Origin of the sequence: Alteribacillus sp. YIM 98480 (assembly GCF_009765375.1) — a bacterium.
Taxonomy (GTDB): domain Bacteria; phylum Bacillota; class Bacilli; order Bacillales; family Marinococcaceae; genus Alteribacillus.
The window spans coordinates 266,786-289,209 of record NZ_VTOK01000002.1 but is presented as its reverse complement, the minus strand read 5'-3'; the positions used below and the strand labels follow the sequence as shown (position 1 = coordinate 289,209).

At 38.2% G+C, this 22,424-nt stretch carries 20 protein-coding genes, 1 pseudogene and 1 riboswitch; all 21 genes and pseudogenes read right to left on the bottom strand.

Annotation, left to right across the window (positions count from 1 at the left end; genetic code table 11):
• Nucleotides 1-41: 41 nt before the first annotated feature.
• Nucleotides 42-761 carry a hypothetical protein gene (locus FZF09_RS04230; RefSeq protein ID WP_233269393.1) on the bottom strand — a complete coding sequence of 240 codons (720 nt, stop codon included), beginning with the start codon at nt 759-761 and terminating at the stop codon, nt 42-44.
• Between the two features lie 52 nt (nt 762-813).
• Nucleotides 814-1,008 carry a DUF2768 family protein gene (locus FZF09_RS04225; protein ID WP_233269392.1) on the bottom strand — a complete coding sequence of 65 codons (195 nt, stop codon included), beginning with the start codon at nt 1,006-1,008 and terminating at the stop codon, nt 814-816.
• A 268-nt stretch (nt 1,009-1,276) separates the two neighbouring features.
• Nucleotides 1,277-1,543 carry a stage VI sporulation protein F gene (locus FZF09_RS04220; RefSeq protein ID WP_091579622.1) on the bottom strand — a complete coding sequence of 89 codons (267 nt, stop codon included), beginning with the start codon at nt 1,541-1,543 and terminating at the stop codon, nt 1,277-1,279.
• Nucleotides 1,544-1,608: 65 nt separating this feature from the next.
• Nucleotides 1,609-2,691 carry an NAD(P)H-dependent glycerol-3-phosphate dehydrogenase gene (locus tag FZF09_RS04215; RefSeq protein ID WP_158735322.1) on the bottom strand — a complete coding sequence of 361 codons (1,083 nt, stop codon included), beginning with the start codon at nt 2,689-2,691 and terminating at the stop codon, nt 1,609-1,611.
• Between the two features lie 15 nt (nt 2,692-2,706).
• Nucleotides 2,707-3,354: a glycerol-3-phosphate 1-O-acyltransferase PlsY gene (plsY, locus tag FZF09_RS04210; RefSeq protein WP_158735321.1), complete on the bottom strand. Its 648-nt coding sequence runs from the start codon at nt 3,352-3,354 to the stop codon at nt 2,707-2,709.
• 45 nt (nt 3,355-3,399) lie between these two features.
• Nucleotides 3,400-4,713, bottom strand: coding sequence for a ribosome biogenesis GTPase Der (gene der, locus FZF09_RS04205; RefSeq protein WP_158735320.1), 1,314 nt, complete (start codon nt 4,711-4,713; stop codon nt 3,400-3,402).
• A gap of 76 nt (nt 4,714-4,789) precedes the next feature.
• On the bottom strand, nt 4,790-4,942 hold the full coding sequence (locus FZF09_RS04200) for a hypothetical protein (protein ID WP_158735319.1): 153 nt from the start codon (nt 4,940-4,942) through the stop codon (nt 4,790-4,792).
• Between the two features lie 115 nt (nt 4,943-5,057).
• Complete coding sequence (locus FZF09_RS23450) at nt 5,058-5,660, bottom strand: YphA family membrane protein (protein WP_483296078.1); 603 nt, start codon at nt 5,658-5,660, stop codon at nt 5,058-5,060.
• A gap of 390 nt (nt 5,661-6,050) precedes the next feature.
• A complete protein-coding gene (gene fni / locus FZF09_RS04190) occupies nt 6,051-7,115 on the bottom strand; it encodes a type 2 isopentenyl-diphosphate Delta-isomerase (protein ID WP_158735317.1) in 1,065 nt (354 codons plus the stop codon).
• Nucleotides 7,116-7,131: 16 nt separating this feature from the next.
• Nucleotides 7,132-8,287 (bottom strand): annotated as a pseudogene (gene rpsA / locus FZF09_RS04185) (30S ribosomal protein S1).
• 121 nt (nt 8,288-8,408) lie between these two features.
• Nucleotides 8,409-9,005 (bottom strand): lysophospholipid acyltransferase family protein, encoded by a 597-nt coding sequence (locus FZF09_RS04180; RefSeq protein ID WP_158735316.1) that lies wholly within the window; start codon nt 9,003-9,005, stop codon nt 8,409-8,411.
• Nucleotides 9,002-9,679 (bottom strand): (d)CMP kinase, encoded by a 678-nt coding sequence (cmk, locus tag FZF09_RS04175; RefSeq protein WP_158735315.1) that lies wholly within the window; start codon nt 9,677-9,679, stop codon nt 9,002-9,004. Before cmk ends, FZF09_RS04180 begins: the two co-directional genes overlap by 4 nt.
• A 348-nt stretch (nt 9,680-10,027) precedes the next feature.
• Complete coding sequence (ypeB, locus tag FZF09_RS04170) at nt 10,028-11,386, bottom strand: germination protein YpeB (RefSeq protein WP_158735314.1); 1,359 nt, start codon at nt 11,384-11,386, stop codon at nt 10,028-10,030.
• Nucleotides 11,387-11,403: 17 nt separating this feature from the next.
• Nucleotides 11,404-12,372, bottom strand: coding sequence for a spore cortex-lytic enzyme (sleB, locus tag FZF09_RS04165; RefSeq protein ID WP_158735313.1), 969 nt, complete (start codon nt 12,370-12,372; stop codon nt 11,404-11,406).
• Between the two features lie 324 nt (nt 12,373-12,696).
• Complete coding sequence (gene metH / locus FZF09_RS04160; protein ID WP_158735312.1) at nt 12,697-16,140, bottom strand: methionine synthase; 3,444 nt, start codon at nt 16,138-16,140, stop codon at nt 12,697-12,699.
• Nucleotides 16,141-16,171: 31 nt separating this feature from the next.
• The gene (locus FZF09_RS04155; protein WP_158735311.1) at nt 16,172-17,998 is read right to left on the bottom strand and encodes a bifunctional homocysteine S-methyltransferase/methylenetetrahydrofolate reductase; all 1,827 of its coding nucleotides are present in this window, start codon (nt 17,996-17,998) and stop codon (nt 16,172-16,174) included.
• A 32-nt stretch (nt 17,999-18,030) separates the two neighbouring features.
• Nucleotides 18,031-19,134, bottom strand: a complete 1,104-nt coding sequence (locus FZF09_RS04150; RefSeq protein WP_158735310.1) for a methionine biosynthesis PLP-dependent protein — start codon at nt 19,132-19,134, stop codon at nt 18,031-18,033.
• 113 nt (nt 19,135-19,247) lie between these two features.
• Nucleotides 19,248-19,360: riboswitch (SAM riboswitch) on the bottom strand.
• A gap of 63 nt (nt 19,361-19,423) precedes the next feature.
• Nucleotides 19,424-19,588 (bottom strand): hypothetical protein, encoded by a 165-nt coding sequence (locus FZF09_RS22610; protein ID WP_170031545.1) that lies wholly within the window; start codon nt 19,586-19,588, stop codon nt 19,424-19,426.
• A 15-nt stretch (nt 19,589-19,603) separates the two neighbouring features.
• Entirely contained in the window at nt 19,604-20,263 is a 660-nt protein-coding gene (gene prsW, locus FZF09_RS04145) for a glutamic-type intramembrane protease PrsW (RefSeq protein ID WP_370514420.1), read from the bottom strand.
• Nucleotides 20,264-20,395: 132 nt separating this feature from the next.
• Nucleotides 20,396-21,352 (bottom strand): asparaginase, encoded by a 957-nt coding sequence (locus tag FZF09_RS04140; RefSeq protein WP_158735309.1) that lies wholly within the window; start codon nt 21,350-21,352, stop codon nt 20,396-20,398.
• 32 nt (nt 21,353-21,384) lie between these two features.
• Nucleotides 21,385-22,371, bottom strand: a complete 987-nt coding sequence (locus FZF09_RS04135; protein WP_158735308.1) for a YpdA family putative bacillithiol disulfide reductase — start codon at nt 22,369-22,371, stop codon at nt 21,385-21,387.
• Nucleotides 22,372-22,424: the final 53 nt, after the last annotated feature.

The following is a 22,424-nucleotide window of genomic DNA, read 5'->3' as shown; positions in this document are numbered from 1 at the left end:
TGTTTTACAAGAGGAAGTGTCTTTCTTTATTTTTTATATCGTTATTCTTTTTTAAATGACGGCTCTCCATTGTCATCAATCGTATATGGAACAGAGAATACAGGTACTATCGGCGAATGGTCCGTCAATATTTCTCTTATGTCATCACCTTTATTGAAATCATGGTCATTTTCTTGCAAAGCTATATTTAAATCCATTGCATAATCGATTAAAACATTTCCATGTTGATTTATGATTAGGGGCAAATATGTCTCATTGTATGGACTTTCCACTTTTGCATCACGATGGTAATCCAGCTTCTCCATATCTATGGAATAAACTTCAGGTCCAATGGGTTCTTCAATAGGTGCATATTCATTTTCTTTAATATAGTTATTTACTTCTCGCTGTAGTTCTTGTATTTCTCTCATAATACGCAAGTCAATTACTTTTACTTCTGCTTCCTCTTCCGGATTAATAATCACATATTGATAAAACCCGCCGTTTTCAAAAGAATTTCCTGGCGGCTCTTGCATATATCGCGGCATTAGCTGCTGAAAATCTATAACATATTTTTGGTATATCGGTGTCTCTTCATCCTTTGTTTTTATAGGAAGCACGCTGTTATCTTGTTTGTATTGATCAACCGCTTGCTGAACGGAAGCAAGCTGATTTTCATAAGGTACTTGATTTTCCGCTCTTTTTTCCTGCGGGAACATACAACCCGATAAGAAAAATAGGAGAATTAAATACAAACATGATGCAATCAATTTATTTTTCACTGCTTCACCTCCTAAGCAGAAAGGTCGTCCTATATGTTAATGTAACGTTTCTTTATTCAGCTAACGGCCCTCTTACTACGACAGCAAAAACAATTAGACCAGCTACCATTAGACATAAAAATGACAATATAAGTAATAATACTCTCCAAAATCCAGGAAGCTTTTGTGATAACACGGTAAGCCCGGCCGACACAAACATTAAAAATATACCAAAAAAGGAAAACCACATGTTTTGTAAAGCTGTCATCAACCGCAACCTCCTTTAATTCAGCCCATATTATAACACAGGAAACAAACTGTGACTGCATGTCCGATTTGTTTTCAATGTTTTGTAGAAAAATTAAATCCAACCGTTTCTTTTTCCATCAAAAACCAGCTGAACCGGGGCTGATCCAGCTGGCTTTTGCTATATTCTTTCCTTTTTTTCTACAGCCTTTATTCTATTCTTTTTACTGTATTCATAAAGGTATCCATTGGAATGAGCATATGCCTTTGAAGCATAAAGAAATCTGAAATTATTTTGACTGGAACCACTTGCTTAGAGAAGCCAAATCAAACGGGATATTGTTGTTCACAATGGCTTTGACTAATTCATCTTCTTGTTTTTTGGATACAGTTTTTCCAGCAAGTTTACCTACATCAGAAATGACACGGCGTACCGTTTGCTCATCTTGGAAGTCAGCTCCATTTAAGGATTGTACCAGTTTAAATAAATCTTCTTGTTTTACATTCGTTTTTTTCTCAATCTGGTCAAAAAATGAATCGTTTTGACGGTGTCGCATGTAACAGCCTCCCTTAATCACTATTCAAATTATCCTATGCATGATTATAGGAGGCGTGCCAATTGTTACTCATTATCATTCGGACTCCATGACTTCCCCTGCCATTTTTCTTGAAAGTCGGGTCCTAACAAAAGTGAGACATTCTCTACTTCATGTTTCCTTACTCTTCCCATTAATTGATATGCTGCAGCTTCGGGTTTTTTTTCATTAAACAAAACTTCAAACAGTGCCTCTGTAATTGGCATTTCTACTTTTAGTCTATTTGAAAGCTCTTTTACTGCCTTTGTCGTTCTTACTCCTTCTACAACCATCCCCATTTCATCCAGCACGTTCTCAAGGTTTTTCCCCATACCTAGTTTATATCCAGTCCGCCAATTACGGCTATGCTGGCTGGTACAGGTAACAATTAAGTCTCCCAATCCAGAGAGCCCGGTAAAAGTGAGCGGGTTTGCACCAAGTTTAATACCTAAACGTGCAATCTCGGCCAGCCCTCTAGTCATAAGAGCAGCCTTTGCATTGTCGCCGTAACCTAGGCCCTCTGTCAATCCAATACCGAGGGCAATGATATTTTTTAGCGCACCGCCTATTTCCACTCCAATTAAATCTTGATTAGTATACACGCGAAAATTATTATTCATAAACAATTCTTGCACCTCTTCAGCCGCTTGAGCTATGTGAGACGACACCGTAACGGTAGTTGGCTGTCTTTCACACACTTCTTCAGCATGACTCGGGCCAGACAACACTACAGTAGCTTCTCCTTTTTTTTCATCCAGCTCTTCTTCCACCATTTCTGAAATCCGCTTTGAGGTTCCAGGTTCAATGCCTTTAGAGGCATGAATAAGAATGTTGTAATCTTTAACGTGTGGTTTTAATTGAGTCACTGTATCCCTAATAGCTTTTGTAGGGACAACGAGGAGGACGTATTTAACATCTCTTGTACACCATGCTAAATCACTTGAAGCCTGAATAGTATGTGGAAGGGTAAAGCCGGGCAAATATTTTGTATTTGTATGAGAATTGTTTATTTCGTCTGCTTGTTTTTGTCTTCTTGTCCAAATTTTTACATTGTGCTCGTTATCTGCTAACACTGTAGCTAAAGCTGTTCCCCAGCTTCCTGCCCCTATTACCGCAACGTTTGAGTTCATTCTTTTCCCCCTCGTTTATGATAATTTCTTTTCCCCGATTTTGTTTTCGGTACCTTTTATTAACCTTTCAACATTTGTTCTATGTTTCCAAATCGACATTAGTCCTAATAGTGCAGTTAAGTAAAAGTATGGATCGGGATGTCCATAATGCTCTTTTGTAAACCAGATTAATATGGGAGTTGCAACGGCAAAAATCAAAGAACCTAACGAAACGTATCTCGTAACCACGATGGCTAAAATGGAAACAATGCCGACATAAATTGCTGGGAAAAATACAAGACTGCCCACTACTCCAACTGCTGTTGCTACCCCTTTTCCACCTTTAAACCCATAAAATATCGGCCAATTGTGCCCGAGAATCGCAGCTAAACCTGCTAATGCGGGAGCAAGGCCATCCAATTCTCCGACAGAAGTAAATACCGGAAATATACCCGATATTTCCAACCATTTTGCCAACCATACTGCCGCGATCCCCTTTAATATATCAAGACTCAACACTAAAATAGCCGGGCCTTTGCCTAACACTCTTAAAATATTGGTAGCTCCTGGATTCCCGCTCCCGTGCTGCCGAATGTCAATTTTCATCAATTTTTGTGCAACCACATAGCTAAAACTAATCGACCCTAATAAATAAGCAGCGATTATAGACACTAATAATTCCATTTCTCCCATTTCCCCCGATTAATTGACATAATTTTTACTAAAAATTTACTCGTTCTTTTTTCTTGCTATAATTTTAAGTGGTGTTCCCTCAAAATGAAATGCTTCGCGCAGTTTATTTTCTATATATCGTTTATATGAAAAATGCAAGAGCTCAGGGTCGTTTACGAACAACACAAAAGTAGGTGGAGCCACTGCCACTTGAGTTGCGTAATTTATCCGCAGCCTGCGATTGTTCTCAGTAGGAGTAGGATTTATTATTACTGCATCCATAATGACGTCATTTAACACATTTGTAGGGACGCGAAGGTTATGGTTGTCTGCAGCTTGTTTTACAGCAGGCAGTAAATGCTGCAATCTATGTTTTGTTTTGGCCGAGAGATAAAGGACTGGAGCATAAGATAAAAATTGAAATTCATCACGTATTTTTTCTGTATACCGTGCCATGGTTTTATCATCTTTTTCTATGACATCCCATTTATTAACCACAATTAGCATAGCCCTTCCTGCTTCATGGGCATACCCTGCAATTTTCTTATCTTGCTCTCTTATACCTTCTTCCCCGTTTATCACCATCAATACTACATCAGAACGCTCCATTGCCCTTAGAGCACGAAGAACACTGTACTTTTCAGTCGATTCATATACTTTACCTCGTTTTCGCATCCCAGCAGTGTCTATTAGTACATATTCCTGATCATCTTTTTCAAAAACCGTGTCCACTGCATCCCTGGTAGTTCCAGGAATATCACTTACAATAACTCTTTCTTCCCCGAGAACCGCATTAACAAGTGAAGACTTCCCTACATTAGGCCGGCCGATAACTGCCATTCTAATTGTATCTTCTTCATATTCTTCTTCTTGGTCAGCTGGAAAATGGCGAACGACTTCATCGAGTAAATCACCTAGGCCAAGACCATGAGCCCCGGAAATCCCAAAAACTTCACCAGTACCAAGAGCATAAAATTCATATACTTTATCCTGCATTTCAAAGTTGTCAATCTTATTAACCCCTAAAACGACAGGCTTTTTGGAACGGTGCAAAATGGAAGCAACTTCTTCATCTGCTCCCGTCATTCCATCTCTTCCGTTCACTAAAAAAATAATTACATCGGCTTCATCAATGGCAATTTGAGCCTGCTCTCTCATTTGCTCTAAAAGAGGTTCATTTCCAATTTCTATTCCACCGGTATCGATTACATGAAACTCACGGTTTAACCACTCAGCTTTACTGTAAATACGATCTCTAGTAACGCCGGGTATATCTTCTACAATTGCCTGTCTCTCTCCTACAATCCTGTTAAAAATAGTAGACTTTCCAACATTAGGCCTTCCAACGATGGCTGCTACCGGTTTTGGCATAATTTTTTCTTTCCTTTCTCCCTTAACCACTTAGCTAGTTTATTCAATAAATCCAGTGACTTACATACTTAAGTCACTACTTGGAACAGCTTTTTACTTTATTAAGAAAAGCACTAGCGCCTTGCTCACGAGCGACAAGTCCTGGAGGGTCGGCATATGGAAAGCTGATCTTTGCTTTCCATTGACGAACCGAAGGAATCTCGAGCGAGTAGGCGCTTGCGCTAGACATGTAAAACGCCAACTATTTATAATTTCTTACCTTTTTAGAAAGAACTCGGCTTCACGCCGAGTTCTTTTTCCTAAAGTATTAGTACCTCAACTTGTTTATTTTAGCAGATTTTTCTCTACCCGGGCAAGTTAGAACGAGATGGAGATACTACATTATTAATCATGGTTACTAATTTGTGTAACAATTCTAAACTGTATAATGCTGCAATTAAGGTAATAAGGTAATTTAAAAAGAACACTTCACCAATATGAAGTAACGAAGTTAATGGAAATATATGCAATTGGTAAATGATTTCTCCGCTGCAAGAAGCTATTATCGCACAAGCTAAACGTTCCTTAAATGAATGAAAAAAGAGAAAAAATATAAAAGTGAAACAAATAATATACGTCAATAAATGACCAAATAGGAAAATGACTGGTTCATACCATTCGGTTAACCGTAAAGCTGCAAACAAATATGCAAAACTAATAGACATAAAAAATATCTTCCATTTATTTACGGAGGTTTGCTTGCATAAACAGAGAAAACCTCCTGCAAAAAACAAAATAAATACAGGCTTGATGGTCACCTGCATGAAAGACCAGTCCAACGGATAAAAACTAATTATTACTAGCAAGAACAGGGACGAAACAAAACGATATCTATTTTGTTTTCCTATTAAAAAAGTCTGAATCATCCATAAATACCAACTAATGATAAGTAATAAAATATTCTCCATTTTTTTCCTTTTTTTCTTCAGTATGGACAATATTTCATTATCTATTCACAATGACACATAAGAAAAGCGCAAGCTTCCTGGTCAGCCGCGACAGGTTCTGGAACTTTCGCGCAGGGTCGCCTGCGGCCCGGAGTCGAAAGGGAAGACATAAGACGTTCAGCTCATTTTCATGAACTTCTACTAAGATCGCACACGTCGACGCATAGGATGTGCTAATGGCGCCAATGCCACAGGACGTGGCGTTTTTGGCGACGAGTGTGCAACGTAGAAGTCACCACATCGTGTGCGCCTGAGCGGCTGGGCGCTGGAGCTAGACATGTAAAACGCCAACTATTTATAGTGTCTTACCTTTCGAAAAAAAAACTGGTTTATCAAACAGATAACCAGTTTTTATTTCCCGAGCCTTTTTCTGCTGTAATATGAAGGGGGAAATCCTCTTTCTTCTAACCAATGATTAGATTCCCCTGTAAGTACAAGGGGGGCATTTTTCAGATCACTTATTCGCTTTGCACCAACAGCAGTCATTATCATTTTTAATTCTTCCTGGCACTTATTGATAAACCGCTTAGCACCTTCTTTACCGCCTTGGTCTGCAGCCGCTAATACTTTCCCTGCCATACCAGCTGCATCAGCTCCTAAAGCAATGGCTTTTGCGATATCATACCCGTTTCTTACTCCGCCTGATCCTATAACTGAAATAGAACGTGAAGCTGCGTGTACGGACTCTACAATCGATGGAACTGCAGCCAAACCCCACTTATTAAAAAACTCAAAAGGCTCATTTCTTCTTTTATTCTCAATTTCTGCAAAATTTGTTCCGCCATTTCCTCCCGTATCAACAACTTGGACGTTCGTTTGTTTTAATTGTGTTACAGCCTCATAGGACAATCCAAATCCAACTTCTTTTATAATGACAGGTACATGTAAAGATGCAGCAATTTCTGAAATAGTTTCAAGAGCACCGTTAAAATCCCTGTCTCCTTCAGGCATTACTAATTCTTGAATAACATTTAAATGAATTTGTAAAGCATTTGCATCTACCATGTCTACAGCCTGCTTTGCTTGCTCTAACGTTAATTCACTTCCTAAGTTAGCAAATATTACACCATCTTTATTTACTTTCCTAACAACATTATACGTTCTTTCTTCTGCTGGATCTTTGAAAGCTGCCATTTGAGAACCAACTGCCATAGCCGCTCCAGTATCTCTTGCTGCTGCTGCAAGACATTCGTTCATTCTTTCTGTTTCCTTGCCGCCGCCTCCTGTCATAGCATTAATAATAATCGGCGAACTTAAACAAAGTTCGCCGATTGATACGAATTGGTCTATTTGTGAAACAGAAGTCTCCGGCAAGCTGTTATGAACGAAACGAACATCATCAAAGCTGTTCTTTGTTTTTGTTTCTGCACTTAATGCGTAATTTATATGATCCTTCTTTCGTTCAGCACGAGACACCTGAAAACCAAACTCCTTATTTTTTATACTTTTTTAATTGATCACCAATCATATCACCTAATGAAAAGCCAGAATGGTCTTCTTCAGGCGCTTCATACTCTTCCTGAACTTTTTCATCAGGAGTATCTTCTTTTTCTAGTTCACGAATGCTCAGTGAAATGCGTTGTTCTGATGGGCTGATATCGAGAATTTTTGCCTTCACGGTTTGCCCTTCTTCAAGAACTTCTCCTGGTGTGCCAATATGACGGTTAGCAATTTGGGAAATATGAACCAAACCCTCTACTCCAGGCGCCACTTCTACAAACGCTCCAAAAGAAACGAGACGCTTCACTTGACCTTCAATAACATCGCCGGGTTCGAATTGTCCTTCAATGGTTGTCCAAGGTCCTGGCAATGTTTCTTTAATGGAAAGAGAAACTCTTTCACTTTCGGAATCAACAGCAAGTATCTTCACATCGATTTCATCGCCTTCTTTTACGATTTCTCCAGGCGATTCTACCCGGTGATGAGCCATTTGTGAAATATGAACAAGGCCGTCTACTCCACCTATGTCAACAAAAGCACCAAAATCTGTCAATCGCTGTACTGTACCTTTCACCACATCTCCAACTTGAAGATTTTCAAGTAATTCTTTTTTCTGCTTGTCTGCTTCTTCATCAAGAACAGCACGTTGAGAGAGAATAAGTTTATTTTCTTCTGGATCAATTTCAGCTACCTTTAATCGTAATGTTTTTCCTTTATAATCACTAAAATCTTCCACAAAATGACGTTCAACTAAAGATGCAGGGATAAATCCGCGAACACCAAGATCAACAACGAGTCCGCCTTTTACCACTTCTGCAACCTCAGCTTCTATAATTTCACCAGTATCAAATTTCTCCTGGAGTTCCCCCCCATGCTTTATCCGCCAAAGCAGCGCGGCGTGATAATACAAGTTCATCGTCCTCAAGTTTAATGACTTTTAGCTCTAGTTCGTCGCCTTCATGAAGTACATCATTAACCTTTTCTACATGAAGGCTTGAAAGCTCGCTGATCGGTATCACTGCGTCCACTTTATATCCAGCGTCCGCGTAGGCTTGCTTGTCCTCAACTTTAGTAATCTTTCCGGTAACAAGATCCCCTACATTTAAATCCTGCATACCGACCAATTCATTATTCATTTCATCAACCATTGACATTTGCCTCCTTCACTTTCCTTTAGGGAACATAAAACTAAAATATAATAAATTCCTTATGCTAAAGAATTTATCTCACCAAACACATTAAACAAAATGACTCCAGCTTTTTTCTGCTCTATTTATTTTTTTCAGCTTGGTGTTGAGCCATTAACTTACGGATATTTTCCATAATTTCTTCAGTAGCGTCAGAAGCGCTTGTTTTTTGATTTCGTAAGTGTTGAAAATTCAATGGTTTCCCATAAACCACCGTCACTTTTTGAAAAGGCTTATATTTTCCAAAAATGGCAACCGGGACGACAGCTGCTTCGGATCTAAGAGCGAAAAAACCTGATCCGGACAGCCCTTTTCCAACTTCACCGGTTTTACTCCTTGTACCCTCCGGAAAAAGACATAAAACCTTCCCTTCTTCTAATAAACTCAAACCTTTTCGTAACGCTTGACGGTCGCCTGCTCCTCTTTTTACAGGAAAAGCTCCGAGGAAAGGCAATAGAGTACCTAGAATCTTTTGACTAAAAAGCTCTTCTTTTGCCATAAAGTGAATCTTTCGTTTCATAAAAGAACCTACTAATGGAGGGTCATAATTGCTAATGTGATTAGAACAAAGCAACACCGGTCCTTCTTTTGGAATATTTTCCTCACCTATTGCTTCTACACGAATAACCAATGATAAATACATTTTGCATATCGCTTTACCTATTGAATACACGCTCATTGCTCTTGAATCCTTTCTAACGCTAATGAACATATACTCTCTGCCACTTCATCTGCTGATAAACTTGTTGTATCAATCTCCACAGCATCTTCGGCTTTTATTAAAGGAGATATTTTTCTCGTAGAATCTTTGTCATCTCTTAATTGAATATCATTCATGATCATTTGTAAATCTGATTTTCTCCCTTTTTCTACATTTTCAAAATGTCTGCGTTTTGCTCTTTCTTCAACAGAAGCTGTCAGGAATACTTTTAGTTCGGCTTGTGGAAGAACGGTCGTTCCTATATCCCTTCCATCTAAAACTGCACCTTTGCTGCTGGCTAAATCTTGTTGTTTTTTTACCATTTTTTCCCTGACTCCTGCATGTGCAGACACAGCAGAAACGGAAGCTGTTACTTCACTTGAGCGTATATCGTCAGTGACTTCATTATCATCAACAAAAATCCTGTTTCCATCGATTGCATAAGTTAATTGCAAATTTGTTGACTCTAACATCGAAGATAGAACGTGTCCATCCTGAATATCTACGTTCGAGTGAATGGCTTTCCATGCTAAAGCACGATACATTGCCCCTGTATCAATATAAATATACCCCAATGCAGAGGCTACTTTTCTTGAGACCGTACTTTTTCCTGCACCCGCAGGTCCATCAATAGCAATGTTGATTTTTTTCATAGTGCACCCCATCGAGACGATATGTATTACTGCGATGATTAAGGGCGGTTAAGATTCCCTAAAACTTATATATTCACAGAGTATCATACCATAAAGCAATGAACAAATCTAACGATTCCGACTTTAAGCATTCCTTTTCATTAATGTTATAGTTGGGTTCACCGCTTGATAAATCATTCTTATTTATCAATCATTCTGCTGTACAATTTTCACTCGCTTTTTAATTCATATTTTTAATGGTTTGACCCTTAACTTGACTATAGAGTAATAATTCTTTTAAGTGAGAAAAAGAAGAAGCAGAGAGCCTCTTCTTTTTCTCACTTTTTATATTGGTCATTACTTTTTCGATTACATTGTATCATATACTGGTTCGGCTTGTTCCAATTTTTTCACGCTTTCTTCGTCTCCGTTCTCTGCATTGATATAAATTCTGTAGGTATCTTTATCAATAGTACCGTAAAATTCATAACACAAAATTTCTTCTTCATCTTCATTTTGAATTAACGCTAGACCCTCTTCTCTAACCTCAACATTTGGATTAATTTCATCTCTTGCCTCTTCTATACTAAGAGATGGATTAAAGTCATTTCGTTCTTTGTGGTTCGTTATATATTCTGCTCCTTTGTAACCAACAATCTCTCCATCATCAAGAGCCACTTCTACATAAACAGTATCCGGATACATCTTTACTTCGTCTTGCATGGATACATATTGAAATACTCCCACCGTGTCATATTGCTTACCATCTACCATTTCCATGTTTTCGAATCCATTTTTCTCTAGAAACTCTAAACCTTTTTTTGAAGCTTTATTTAAACTAATTTCTGGTTCATCTATTGGTCTAGATTGCAAAAACCAAAGAGGATGTCCGCCTTTTTTCGTCATGTCCATGTAAATTTCGTCTTCTCCCTCAGGCTCCTCTATAGTTAACGTATATCCTTCGAATTCAACACCTTTTTTATTTAATTCATCAATATTAACACTCATTGAATCTGGAAGGCCTACAAATTCTTTCGCTTTTTTGGCTGCTTCTTTTTTACTTACTTCTTTCCCTTTAACATTTTCAGCAATTTTCTTATCTAAATCTGGGGCAAATCCTTCTTCCATTTCCGGGCCAAATTCTGCTTCAGAAAAACCTTTAACTTTGTCATCTATCATATGAAACCCATTCACAATCGAATTATCCATTGGCTCATCGTTATTGGCCATTGCTTCTTCTGCATCTGTCCATTTAGCATTTTCTTTTAACGTTGATGCTTGCAGTTTTCTTAAATCATGTTTAATTTCTCCTGCCTCTTTATAGAAATTGTTCAACTGTTTATATTCTTTATCTGACAGCGGTTCTTTTCCTAAATCACGAATCGTCGTTTCATAGCTGAAATTTCCAATTTTATGCAATAAATCTTCTGTTTCGTTAAGAGCCATCATTCCAAGCGGCAGCTGTCCCAACTCACTTTGGGCCAACGATGTAAGGCGCCAAACTTGCGCAAGCGAGCTCGATAACTGCTTTCTCGAATTCATGGCTAGCGTAGAACCTACTTCATCTTCTATTTGGTCAAGATGAAAAGATAAATCATGAAAAGCACGCTGATAATTGTTTTCGTTATTCACAAGCAGAGCTTCTTTTTGATTTGCTTGATTAGCTCCCCACCAGCCTGTTCCAATCAAGGCGATGACTAATAAACCTATTAAGACGTTACGAACCATATGAATGTTCACCTCCGTTATTTAGCAAATACGTGTTTTCCAATCGTTTTCACTTCTGGTCTTTGCGCCACCCAACCCGATGTTGCTGTCACTGGATTATAGTAATATAGTGATCCTTCAGAAGGATCCTGTCCATTTAAAGCATCAAGAACAGCTTTTCTAGCTTCTTCATTAGGTTCCATGTATATTTGACCATCAGCAACTGCAGTAAATGCCCTCGGTTCAAATATGACACCGCTTGCCGTATTTGGAAATGTTGAACTGTTTATTCGATTTATAATAACTGCAGCAACAGCTACCTGGCCGACGTATGGCTCTCCTCTCGCTTCACCATACACAGCATTCGACATGATTTGAATATCATTTTCAGAATAACCTTCCGGGACATTCATTGCTTTTTGAATATTAGGTTCATTTGATTGATCTTCATCTACTTGCTCTTGATCTGTTTGCGGCTGCTCTGTTTCTGTTCCTTGATTTCCATCTTGTCTGCGCTGTCCATTACGCTGCTGACTGCCGCCTTGCTGTTGTTCTTGCTGGGGCTGCTTTTGCTGTTGTTTTCCTTTCTTATTTTTGCTTCCTTTCTCACCTCTTTGAATTTCTTTTGGTGTACCGCCATAATGGGTGAATTTCCTACCATTTTCTAAAGCGTCTTTTACAAACGCTTCGTCATATTCGGTAGATTTTTCAAGCATGCTTTTCATTTTTTTCCCAACAAGGCCGTCTGTTTCTAAACCAAATTCTTCTTGAAAGTTCTTAACAGCCCAAAAGGTACCCCAGCCATATACCCCATCAATATTGTCGTTGTAAAAACCGTTATATTGAAGCCTTGCTTGCAGTTCTACCACATCATCACCAGTAGCACCCTTTTGAATGACTTGATCTGTAAAAGCTTCTGCTGTTGAATTGGGATAAGCATAGCTGAAAATAAAAAAGCATAAGGAAATGAAAATAAGTTTGGTTAATTTTTTTTGATATATTTTCATTACGGTTGTCCCTCCTTTTACTCCATAACACTTGGTTGCTCTTATTTTCTTCTGTGCTGGTTTTTTTATTCATAAAGAGTTATTTATTCCATGCTATTTATCTAAAAAGCTCTGCTTTTGCCGAATCATTATGGTAAACGACTTAGTTTTCCTACCTATTACCAGGAAATACTTTCATTATTAATTAAATACTTGGCTTGCCGCCAAGTTAGGCATAAGCTGTAGTTTTACTTATAACTTGTTCATTTAACAAAGTTATACATTCATAAAGTGCAAAAAGACCCTTTTCGACAACAAGTCGAAAAGGGCCAAAAATGCTTATCTTTATAGAACGCTAAAATATCTTGCTTCGGGATGGGCAAAAACCATCGCAGATACGGAAGCTTCAGGTTCCATCATATATTCATCTGTTAATTGAACACCGATTTTTTCTGGTCTTAGCAATCGGAACAATTTAGCTTGATCATTCAAATCAGGACAAGCAGGGTAACCAAAAGAAACCCTTATTCCCTGATATTTGGCAGAAAAACGGTCTTCCATTGTCAATTCAGGAGAATCCGGAATCCCCCATTGATCTCTCATCATTTGATGAATTTTTTCCGCAAATCCTTCCGCCACTTCTAAGGCAGCAGCTTGGACTAAATGACTAAATAAATAATCTCCGTTTTCTTTCGTTTCGGCAGACATTTCTCTTACACCTTCTCCAGCCGTGACAGTTAAAAATCCAACATAATCTATATCACCACTGTCAACAGAACGAATAAAATCAGCAAGGCATAAATGAGGAGCGCGAGGCTGTCTTGGAAATGAAAAGCGTTCAAGCACTTTCTTTTCTACTGGATCATTATAGATGTATATCTCATTTCCATCTGACTGAGCCGGGTAAAATCTATACATCCCGTGCGCTTTTAAAAGACCTTCTTTTTTAGCTCTATTCATTAAATGATCTACTTTTTCTTTTAACGCGACTGCTTTATCATTTTTTTCATTTAATAACCGGCTGACTTTTCCTTGCAAACCTAAATGTTTCCCCATGAGCATTTGCAAGTTTACGTACGGTTCTAAATGAGCAATACTGAAATCTTTCAGCACATGTTCTTTTAAATCTGGAGGAGTTTGTACAGGCACTTCTGTCGATACCTCTGAACGAGCCGGTGTTTCTTCGCTTACCGTTTTTACAACTTTTTTTCGTTGCACATTATCTAACCGTTTTTTCCGTTTTTCTATCAATTCTTGCTGCAGTTTGGTCCGTTCTTCAGGTACAGCCAGTTTATTTGCTATATCTAAACCGTTCATTGCATCTTTTGAATATAAAACCATTCCATCATACTCTGCACTTATTTTTTCTTCAGTAAATTTACGTGTTAAAGCTGCTCCGCCTACAAGCACAGGTATGGATATTTCTTGGTTTTTTAAATCTTGCGCTGTAAGTACCATCTGTTGAGCAGACTTAACAAGCAGACCGCTTAAACCTACAGCATCCGGTTTTTCTTTATTAACTGCTTCGATTAGTTCGTTTGAAGTGACTTTGATTCCTAAATTAACGATTTTAAACCCGTTATTTGATAAAATAATATCTACTAAATTTTTCCCGATATCATGAACGTCACCTTTGACAGTAGCAAGCAATATTTTCCCTTTTCCTGAATCATCATCTTCTTTTTTCTCCATGTAGGGTTCAAGATGGGCAACGGCCGCCTTCATTGCTTCTGCACTTTGCAGCACTTCAGCTACAATCAATTCATTGTTATTAAACAATTTTCCGACTTTATCCATTCCGTTCATTAGTGGACCATTAATAATATCAAGAGGATCATCGAATTTTTTCAGTGCTTCATCTAAATCTTCAAACAACCCTTCTTTTGTTCCTTCCACTATATACTCAGCTAATCTGTCTTCAAGAGAAAGGTTCTTTTCGACTTTCTTTTTCTCGGCTTTTTTCCCTCGATAATGAGCAGTAAATTCTGCCAATGTTTCATCCGAAGTTTCAAACAATAATTTTCTGGCCATTTCCTTTTCGTTATCTGGAATACTTGCAAAACGTTCGAGTTTTTCTGTATTAACAATTGCATAGTCTAAACCTGCATTGGTACAGTAATACATAAAAGCTGCATTTAGAACTTCTCGACCAACTGGAGGAAGTCCAAATGACACGTTGCTTATTCCTAAAATTGTTAAGCAATCAGGGAGTTGTTGTTTAATTAAACGAATTCCTTCAACGGTAGCCTCAGCGGACCCGATGTATTGCTCATCTCCCGTTCCAACCGGGAATACCAGCGGATCAAAAATAATGTCTTTAGCGTTCATGCCATGCTTATGGACGAGCAAATCATGTGAACGTTTAGCAATTTCAAGTTTTCTTTCGGCAGTAACAGCCATTCCTTGTTCGTCGATGGTTCCTACCACAACTGCTGCTCCAAATCGTTTCACTATTGGAATAATATCATCAAAACGTTCTTCCCCGTCTTCTAAGTTAATAGAATTGATGATTGCTTTACCTTGCGAATAGGTTAGTGCTTTTTCAATAACATGAGCGTCTGTTGAATCGATCATTAACGGTACTTTTACTTTGTTTATTACATAACTGAGAAACTTTTCCATATCCTCTAACTCTTCACGATCAGGATCAGCTAGACAAACATCAATAACATGAGCACCTCTTTTCACTTGTGCCCGCGCCACTTCCGAAGCTTCTTCAAATTTTTCTTCGTTAATAAGTCTTTTAAATTTTCTAGAACCAATGACATTTGTCCGTTCCCCAACAAACAGCGGTCTCATGTCTTCTTCATAGACAAGCGGCTCGATTCCAGAAACAGTGTGCGGGTGAGTTTCAACAGGTACTCTTGGAGAGTAATCCTTCAGAGTATCTCTCATTACTTTAATATGTTCCGGGGTTGTCCCGCAGCAGCCGCCTACAATGTTAAGCCAGCCTTTTTCTCCAAATGTTTTTAATTTGGAAGCAAGAGATTCAGGCGATTCATGGTAATGTCCTTCTTCATCAGGTAATCCTGCGTTTGGATAGCAATGAACATAGGTCGTAGCTAAATCAGATAAGGAACGCAGATGGTCCCTCATAAATTCTGGACCCGTAGCACAATTTAACCCAACAACAGTAGGTTTCATATGTTCTAGTGAAATATAAAAAGATTCAATCGTCTGTCCTGCCAGAGTAGTCCCCATCGGTTCTATTGTTCCTGAGACAATAAGCGGCAATTCTATTTTTGCGTTTGCTTCTGCACGTTTAATACCAACATAAGCTGCTTTTACATTACGCATATCCTGACTTGTTTCTAACAGGAACACATCAATGCCGCCTTTTATTAATCCTGCAGCTTGCTCTTCATAAGCATCCGCTAATTGTTCGAATGTTGTGCCTCCCGTTACCGATAATGATTTTGTCGTCGGTCCCATCGCTCCAGCCACGTATCTTGGAAATTCCGGAGTTGAATAATCATCAGCTGCGGCTTTGGCAAGCTTTGCTGCAGCTATGTTCAGTTCTTCTGCTTTTTCTTCAAGATCATAATCGGCAAGTACAATGCTGGTTGCCCCAAATGTATTTGTCTCTATAATGTCGGCACCAGCTTCTAAATACTCGCGGTGTATTCGATCAATTACATGCGGAGATGTAACATTTAAATATTCATTACACCCATCATAATGTTCTCCTCCGAAATCCTCCGGCTTTAAATTTGCATTTTGAAGCATCGTTCCCATTGCACCGTCTAGTAACAATATCGATTGTTTCAATCTTTCTTTAAATTGAACCATTGTAGTCTTCCACTCCTTCATGTAGCTGCTGCTAACGCTGTAAAGCCGATTCTCTTATATACGCTGTTAATTCTGCTGTTATATCATACCGCAAAAATGGGGTGATGAGGTATACTCCATGAAAATAATTTAAGGCCTCATCAATAAGGGATTTTGCTATTGCTGTTCCTTCTTTTTGAGCTTTTTGTTTATCTTCTCCACACGCTGCCATTTTCTGCCTTGTTTCATCTGTTAATTTAATCCCTGGTACTTCATTATGGAGAAATTCTGCATTTCTACTGCTAACAAGAGGCATTATTCCTATATATATTGGAACGGTTAAATGCTTTGTTGCATCATATATCTCTTTAAATTGCTCTTTTCCATATACAGGCTGACTCATAAAATAGTCAGCACCAGCTTCTATCTTTTTCTCCAGCCTTTTCACGGCACGTTCCAGATTTCTTACGTTTGGATTAAAAGCGGCTGCTACTGTAAACGACGTTTTTTCCCCTAACGATTTACCAGAGAAGGAACGCCCTTCATTCATTTCCTTCATCAAAGAAATTAAATCAAAAGAATTAACATCGTATACAGAGGTTGCCCCAGGAAAGTCACCCACTTTCGTCGGGTCACCAGTAACCGCTAATACATCTTGAATACCAAGTGCATGTATACCTAATAAATGAGATTGCAATCCTATTAAGTTCCTATCACGGCACGCAACATGAAGAAGTGGTCTTGCACTCGTTTTATTTTTAACCATTGCTCCCATCGCTAAATTATCAATGCGAGGCGTAGCCAAGGAATTATCAGCCATCGTAACAGCATCTGCTCCAGCCTTATATAATTCTTGAGCACCTTGAATGAACTTTTCAGTTGCTAGTTTTTTAGGTGGGTCCAATTCGACTATTACAGAAGGTTTTTGCTTTTTTTCGTTTAAACGAACGATGTTGGACGGCACTTGTGCAGATACTGGCTGATCAGCCGACGCTTCCTCTACTGTTACTTTTTCTCTTACGGGCGCCGTCCCTTTTACGGCACGAGCTACCTCTGCAATATGATCAGGAGTAGTTCCGCAGCACCCTCCAATCAATCTTACTCCTTGTTGTTTTAAATCTTGTGCTCTCTCATAAAAGTAGTCCGGATTCGATTGATACACAAATCTACCATCATCTAAATCAGGCAGGCTCGCATTCGGATATGCAGAAAAATAGGTGTCTTTCATTAAAGGGACAGTTTCTAATGAGCGCAATATGTGATATGGGCCCATTCTGCAATTTAGCCCTACTATGTCAGCACCCGCATCTTTAAGCTTTTGAAAGACTTCACTAACTGGAGTGCCTCCGTGCATTACCCCAACTTCGCCTAATGCGACTTGAGCAATTACCGGTAAATCCGTCAACGTTCTAATTAATTGTACCGCATCTATTGTTTCTTTTAAGTCATAAAAGGTTTCCAACATTAAACCGTCAGGGTTTTCTGAAAGTAATGCTTCTGCTTGTTCTTTAAAAGCATTTTGTATATCTTCACTGCTGACATCGAGCTGCTGTACCCCTTTGATGCCGCCGATCGTCCCAAAAACAAAAGCTTCTGAACCAGCAGCTTCTTTTGCAATGCGAATTCCCGCCTTATTTATTTCTTCTGTTTTTTCACTTAGCTCGTATTTTTCAAGTTTTATTTTGTTTGCAGCATATGTATTTGATTGAATGATATCAGAACCTGCTTTCACATATTCCTTATGAGCAGATTTAATTTTATTTGGATCACTCAAGTTCAACATTTCAAAACAACCAGTAATACCTTTATCATATAAATAAGTACCCATAGCACCGTCACCGACAAGCATGTTTTGCTGCAATTTATTAAGAAATTTCACTACTCTGTCATCCTTTCTTTTTAAGAGCGCCCTTATAATTTAGCTAAAGCCTGGTCTAAATCTGCAATTAAATCTTCAGCATTTTCAATACCAACAGAAAAACGAAGCAGCCGATTGCATACACCATTTGCTATTCTTACTTCTTTTGGTACATCCGCATGAGTTTGGGTTGCAGGATAGGTCATGAAGCTTTCCACACCGCCAAGGCTTTCTGCAAATGTTATTAAGTTCAGTTCCTGGAGAAGAGTATCCACCCATTCTTCATTTTGAACACGGAAAGATAACATTCCACCTTTACCTGGATAAAGAACATCTGCAATTTTGTCATGTTTATTTAGAAAGTCTGCAACTTCTTGTGCATTTTTTGTATGTTTATCCATACGAAGGGATAATGTTTTCATCCCTCTCATAAGCAGCCAAGAATCCATCGGTGATAAAATAGTGCCCATCCCATTATGAAAAGCTCCTATACGTTCACAAATATTTTCATCATTAGCAACAATTAGTCCAGCAATAACGTCATTGTGACCTCCTAAGTATTTAGAAGCACTATGGATAACTATATCAGCTCCCATGTCTAAAGGCTTCTGCAAAACAGGAGTGTAAAAGGTATTATCTACGATAAGCAGTAGTTGATTGTCTTTTGCGAGTGCAGCAAGAGCGTCAATATCAGCTTCTTGCATCAATGGGTTCGTTGGTGTTTCGATAAACAAAGCACGAGTTTTCTCATTTATCAACTTCTCAAAATTTTCTACATTACGCGGATCACCATATTGTATAGTTACTCCCCAATTTTTCCAGCCTTCTTCAAAAAGCCTGTAAGTACCTCCGTACAAATCTTGTGATGCCAGAATTTCATCTCCGCTTTCAAAAATAGCAAAGAGCGTTTGTATAGCTGCCATTCCAGAACTTAAAGCAAATCCTTTTCTTCCATTTTCAAGTGCAGCAATTGCATTTTCAAGTATTTCTCTTGTCGGATTGCCTGTTCTAGAGTAATCATAACCAGTGGATTGTCCAATTCCAGCATGACGATAAGCAGTTGAAAAATACACGGGAGCACTGACTGCCCCTGTTTTTTCATCCTGATTATTGCCGATTTGTGCTAAGTTTGTTTCTATATGGTGTTTACTGCTCATTTTTAATGCACCTCATTTTTATGTATTTGCTTTACAGTCATTCTTTTTTCTCTAATAGGAAAGCCTTCTTCTCGATAAGAAGAAGGCCTGCTTTATAAAGGCATGTACACTTCATCTTATCTTTCAGACGAGTTGGTATATCGTCTGCCGGATTTAGCACCTGACCACGGCGTGGCTGGTTGCTGAGATTTCATAGGGCCTATCCCTCCATCTCTCTCGATAAGAATATAAAAATGTAATTGTTGTTAGTAAAACCGTACACGATAAAAAGCATAATTGCAATAACAAATTATTCCGGGGTTGCATCAATGTGAAGATTGGTTTCATTACCGCATACGCATCGTTTAAATCCTGTTTCAAGTTCACCTTTTTCATTGTTTCTTCCTCGAAGAATATATTTTTCACCACATTTCGGACAGCGGACAATTACACGATAACGAGTCTGAACAGCCATAACTTCCATCCTTTCTTATGCCATTTTTTCATTCGCTTTTTTTGACCTCGACAATGCGAACCACCATAAGAAAAACATAAATGGTACAATGATAATTAGTACATTTTCATGGACGGTCAATAATATCAAATCATATAATCCATGTAAAACAAGAGGCACAATAAGCGAGAGTATCATCCAGATTACTTTCTTTATCTTTGTTGATGCAATTTGAGCACATCCTATATAATACCCCATTACTACTCCAAATAAAGCATGGCTGGAAACTGGAAGGAGAGCTCTACCGATTGCATAATCAATTCCAGTCGCCATGAGATATATTACATTTTCAGCCGAAGCAAACCCTAAAGAAATCGATGCACCATATACAATTCCCTCATAGCGAGAATGGAAAGTTACAAATTTATAAATAGTAAAAAACAATAAAAACCATTTAAAAAACTCTTCTAATCCAGCTGCTCCTAGAAATGCATGTAACCATTCAGTACGCAAAACACCTTCTGCTTCTAAAGCATATTGCAGAACCAAAATAGGGAACACAAGCAATGCGCCAATAATAAAAGTTCTTACTACTTGTAAAAGAATATTGGATTCATATTCATTCCTTAAATAAAAATAACTTAGCAGAGCAATGGCAGGTGCCAAAGCTGCAATAATAAGCGCAATCACTTTCATCCCGTCCCCTCTTATTATATTATCGTAACACGCTATTTTATCGATGAAAATAAGGGTTCCGGGTAAGAATATCCATACACTTTTCTCTTCTTATGTTACTCTTATTCTTTATTATATAAACTAAACATTAAATTAGAGATTACGTTTTTCATTATTTAAAGATAATGAAACAGCTAATTTAATCCTCGCCTTTTTAGAATCTAAATCTCCTCCTAATTCCACCCCGATTTTCTCTAAATCATAAGCACTTCCCTCATAATCATAAGTCGTATAGACATGGCCTTCTTCGGCACTTGTGGTAAGAACAACTTTAATGTTTTTGTCGATTGCGCTCTTTATACTATTTACCATTTTCGGAGTAACTTGCCCACGCCCAACGCCTTCTATCACAATACCTTTCGCACCGCTATTTACTGAGGCATCGATATGACTGCCATCTGCATTTAAATGTACTTTTACAATATCTACTCTAGGTAAATGATTTCCTAATTCTAAATAATCTCTTCTAATCGGCTTTTGGTAAAGGATTACTTTATCATTGTCAATAATGCCTATATATCCATAACCAAACGAATTAAATCCTTGAATATTAGAAGCATGTTCTTTTTTCACGTACCTTGCTGAAAAAATTCTTTCATTAAATACTACGGCCGTCCCTAAACCCTTTAAATCATTAGCACATGCAGACAAAATCGCGTAGCGGATATTTATGTAAGCATCACTACCTAATGCTTCTGGAGCTCTTTGGGAACCGGTCATAACAATTGGCTTTTTATTGTTGATCGTTATATCAAGGAAATAGGCTGTTTCTTCCAATGTATCTGTTCCATGTGTGACTACTACACCGTCAATCGTATTGTTATTTAAATAATCTTGAATTCTTTGCCTTAAATTCAGCCAATCATCAAATGTTAAATGAATACTTGGCTTTTGAATAAAAGAGTCTATGATTACTTCCACATGGTTTGGCAAATCAAACATAGAAGCAAGTTCTTCTCCTGTCAGCTCACCGGCAGCTAATAAACCTGAACCTTCTTTTGTTTTACTTGCAATTGTACCGCCTGTAGCGACTAAAACCACCCTTTTCATACTCTCACCTCACTACATGCTCACGTTTTGATTTATTCGTTATTTATTTTGTTTTCTATTGAATTTGCAATATATTCGCCATGAAAACGACCATTCTCAATAAATATTTCATTGGCATCATTACCTGCTGCTAATACACCAGCAATATAAAGCCCCTGTACATTCGATTCCATTGTATCTTTATTAAATATGGGACGTCCGCTATCAGAATTTGTTTTAACACCCATACTATGCAGAAATGAATGATCTGGATGATAACCCGTCATAGCAAACACAAATTCGCTCTCAACACAGTGTTCCTTGCCTTTTTTTACATAATATACAGACGTTGGCGTTATTTTCTTTACATCTGCTTCATAAACCATGTCCACTTTTTTCTGTCTTACAAGCGAATAAAAATCAGGCAGAATCCAAGGCTTTACTGCATCTGAAAATGCTTTGCCTCTATACAACACGGTGACCTCTGCACCTGCTTGTTCTAAAGCAAGAGCAGCATCAACGGCAGAGTTTTTGCCTCCAATGACTGTCACTTTTTTTTGAAAAAAAGGATGAGCTTCTTTAAAATAGTGAAATACATGAGGAAGCTCTTCTCCCTCTATTTCCATTATATTCGGATTATCATAGTACCCCGTAGCAGCTACTATATAATTGCAATGATAAACTTTTTCTTTTCCATTTTTTGATAACGTTAAAACATTAAATCCATCCGCTGATTTGTGAACTTTCTGTACTTTTTCATACGAATGAATTCTCAGCTGACGCCGCTTTGCTACTTGCCGATAATACACAAGCGCTTCATGACGTTTTGGCTTCCTTTCAATGGAAGAAAAAGGTATGTCTCCTATCTCTAATTTTTCACTAGAACTAAAGAACGTTTGATGAGACGGATAGCTGTATATAGAATGTACGATATTTGCTTTTTCTATAAGCAGCGGATTATACCCCTTTTTTTGCAAGGCAATTCCTGTCGCTAGTCCACAAGGCCCAGCCCCGATAATGATAATCTCTTCTTCTTGCATATTAAGTATCTCTCCTTAACCATTTCTCTATCTTTTGTTCGGTTGAATGAAAG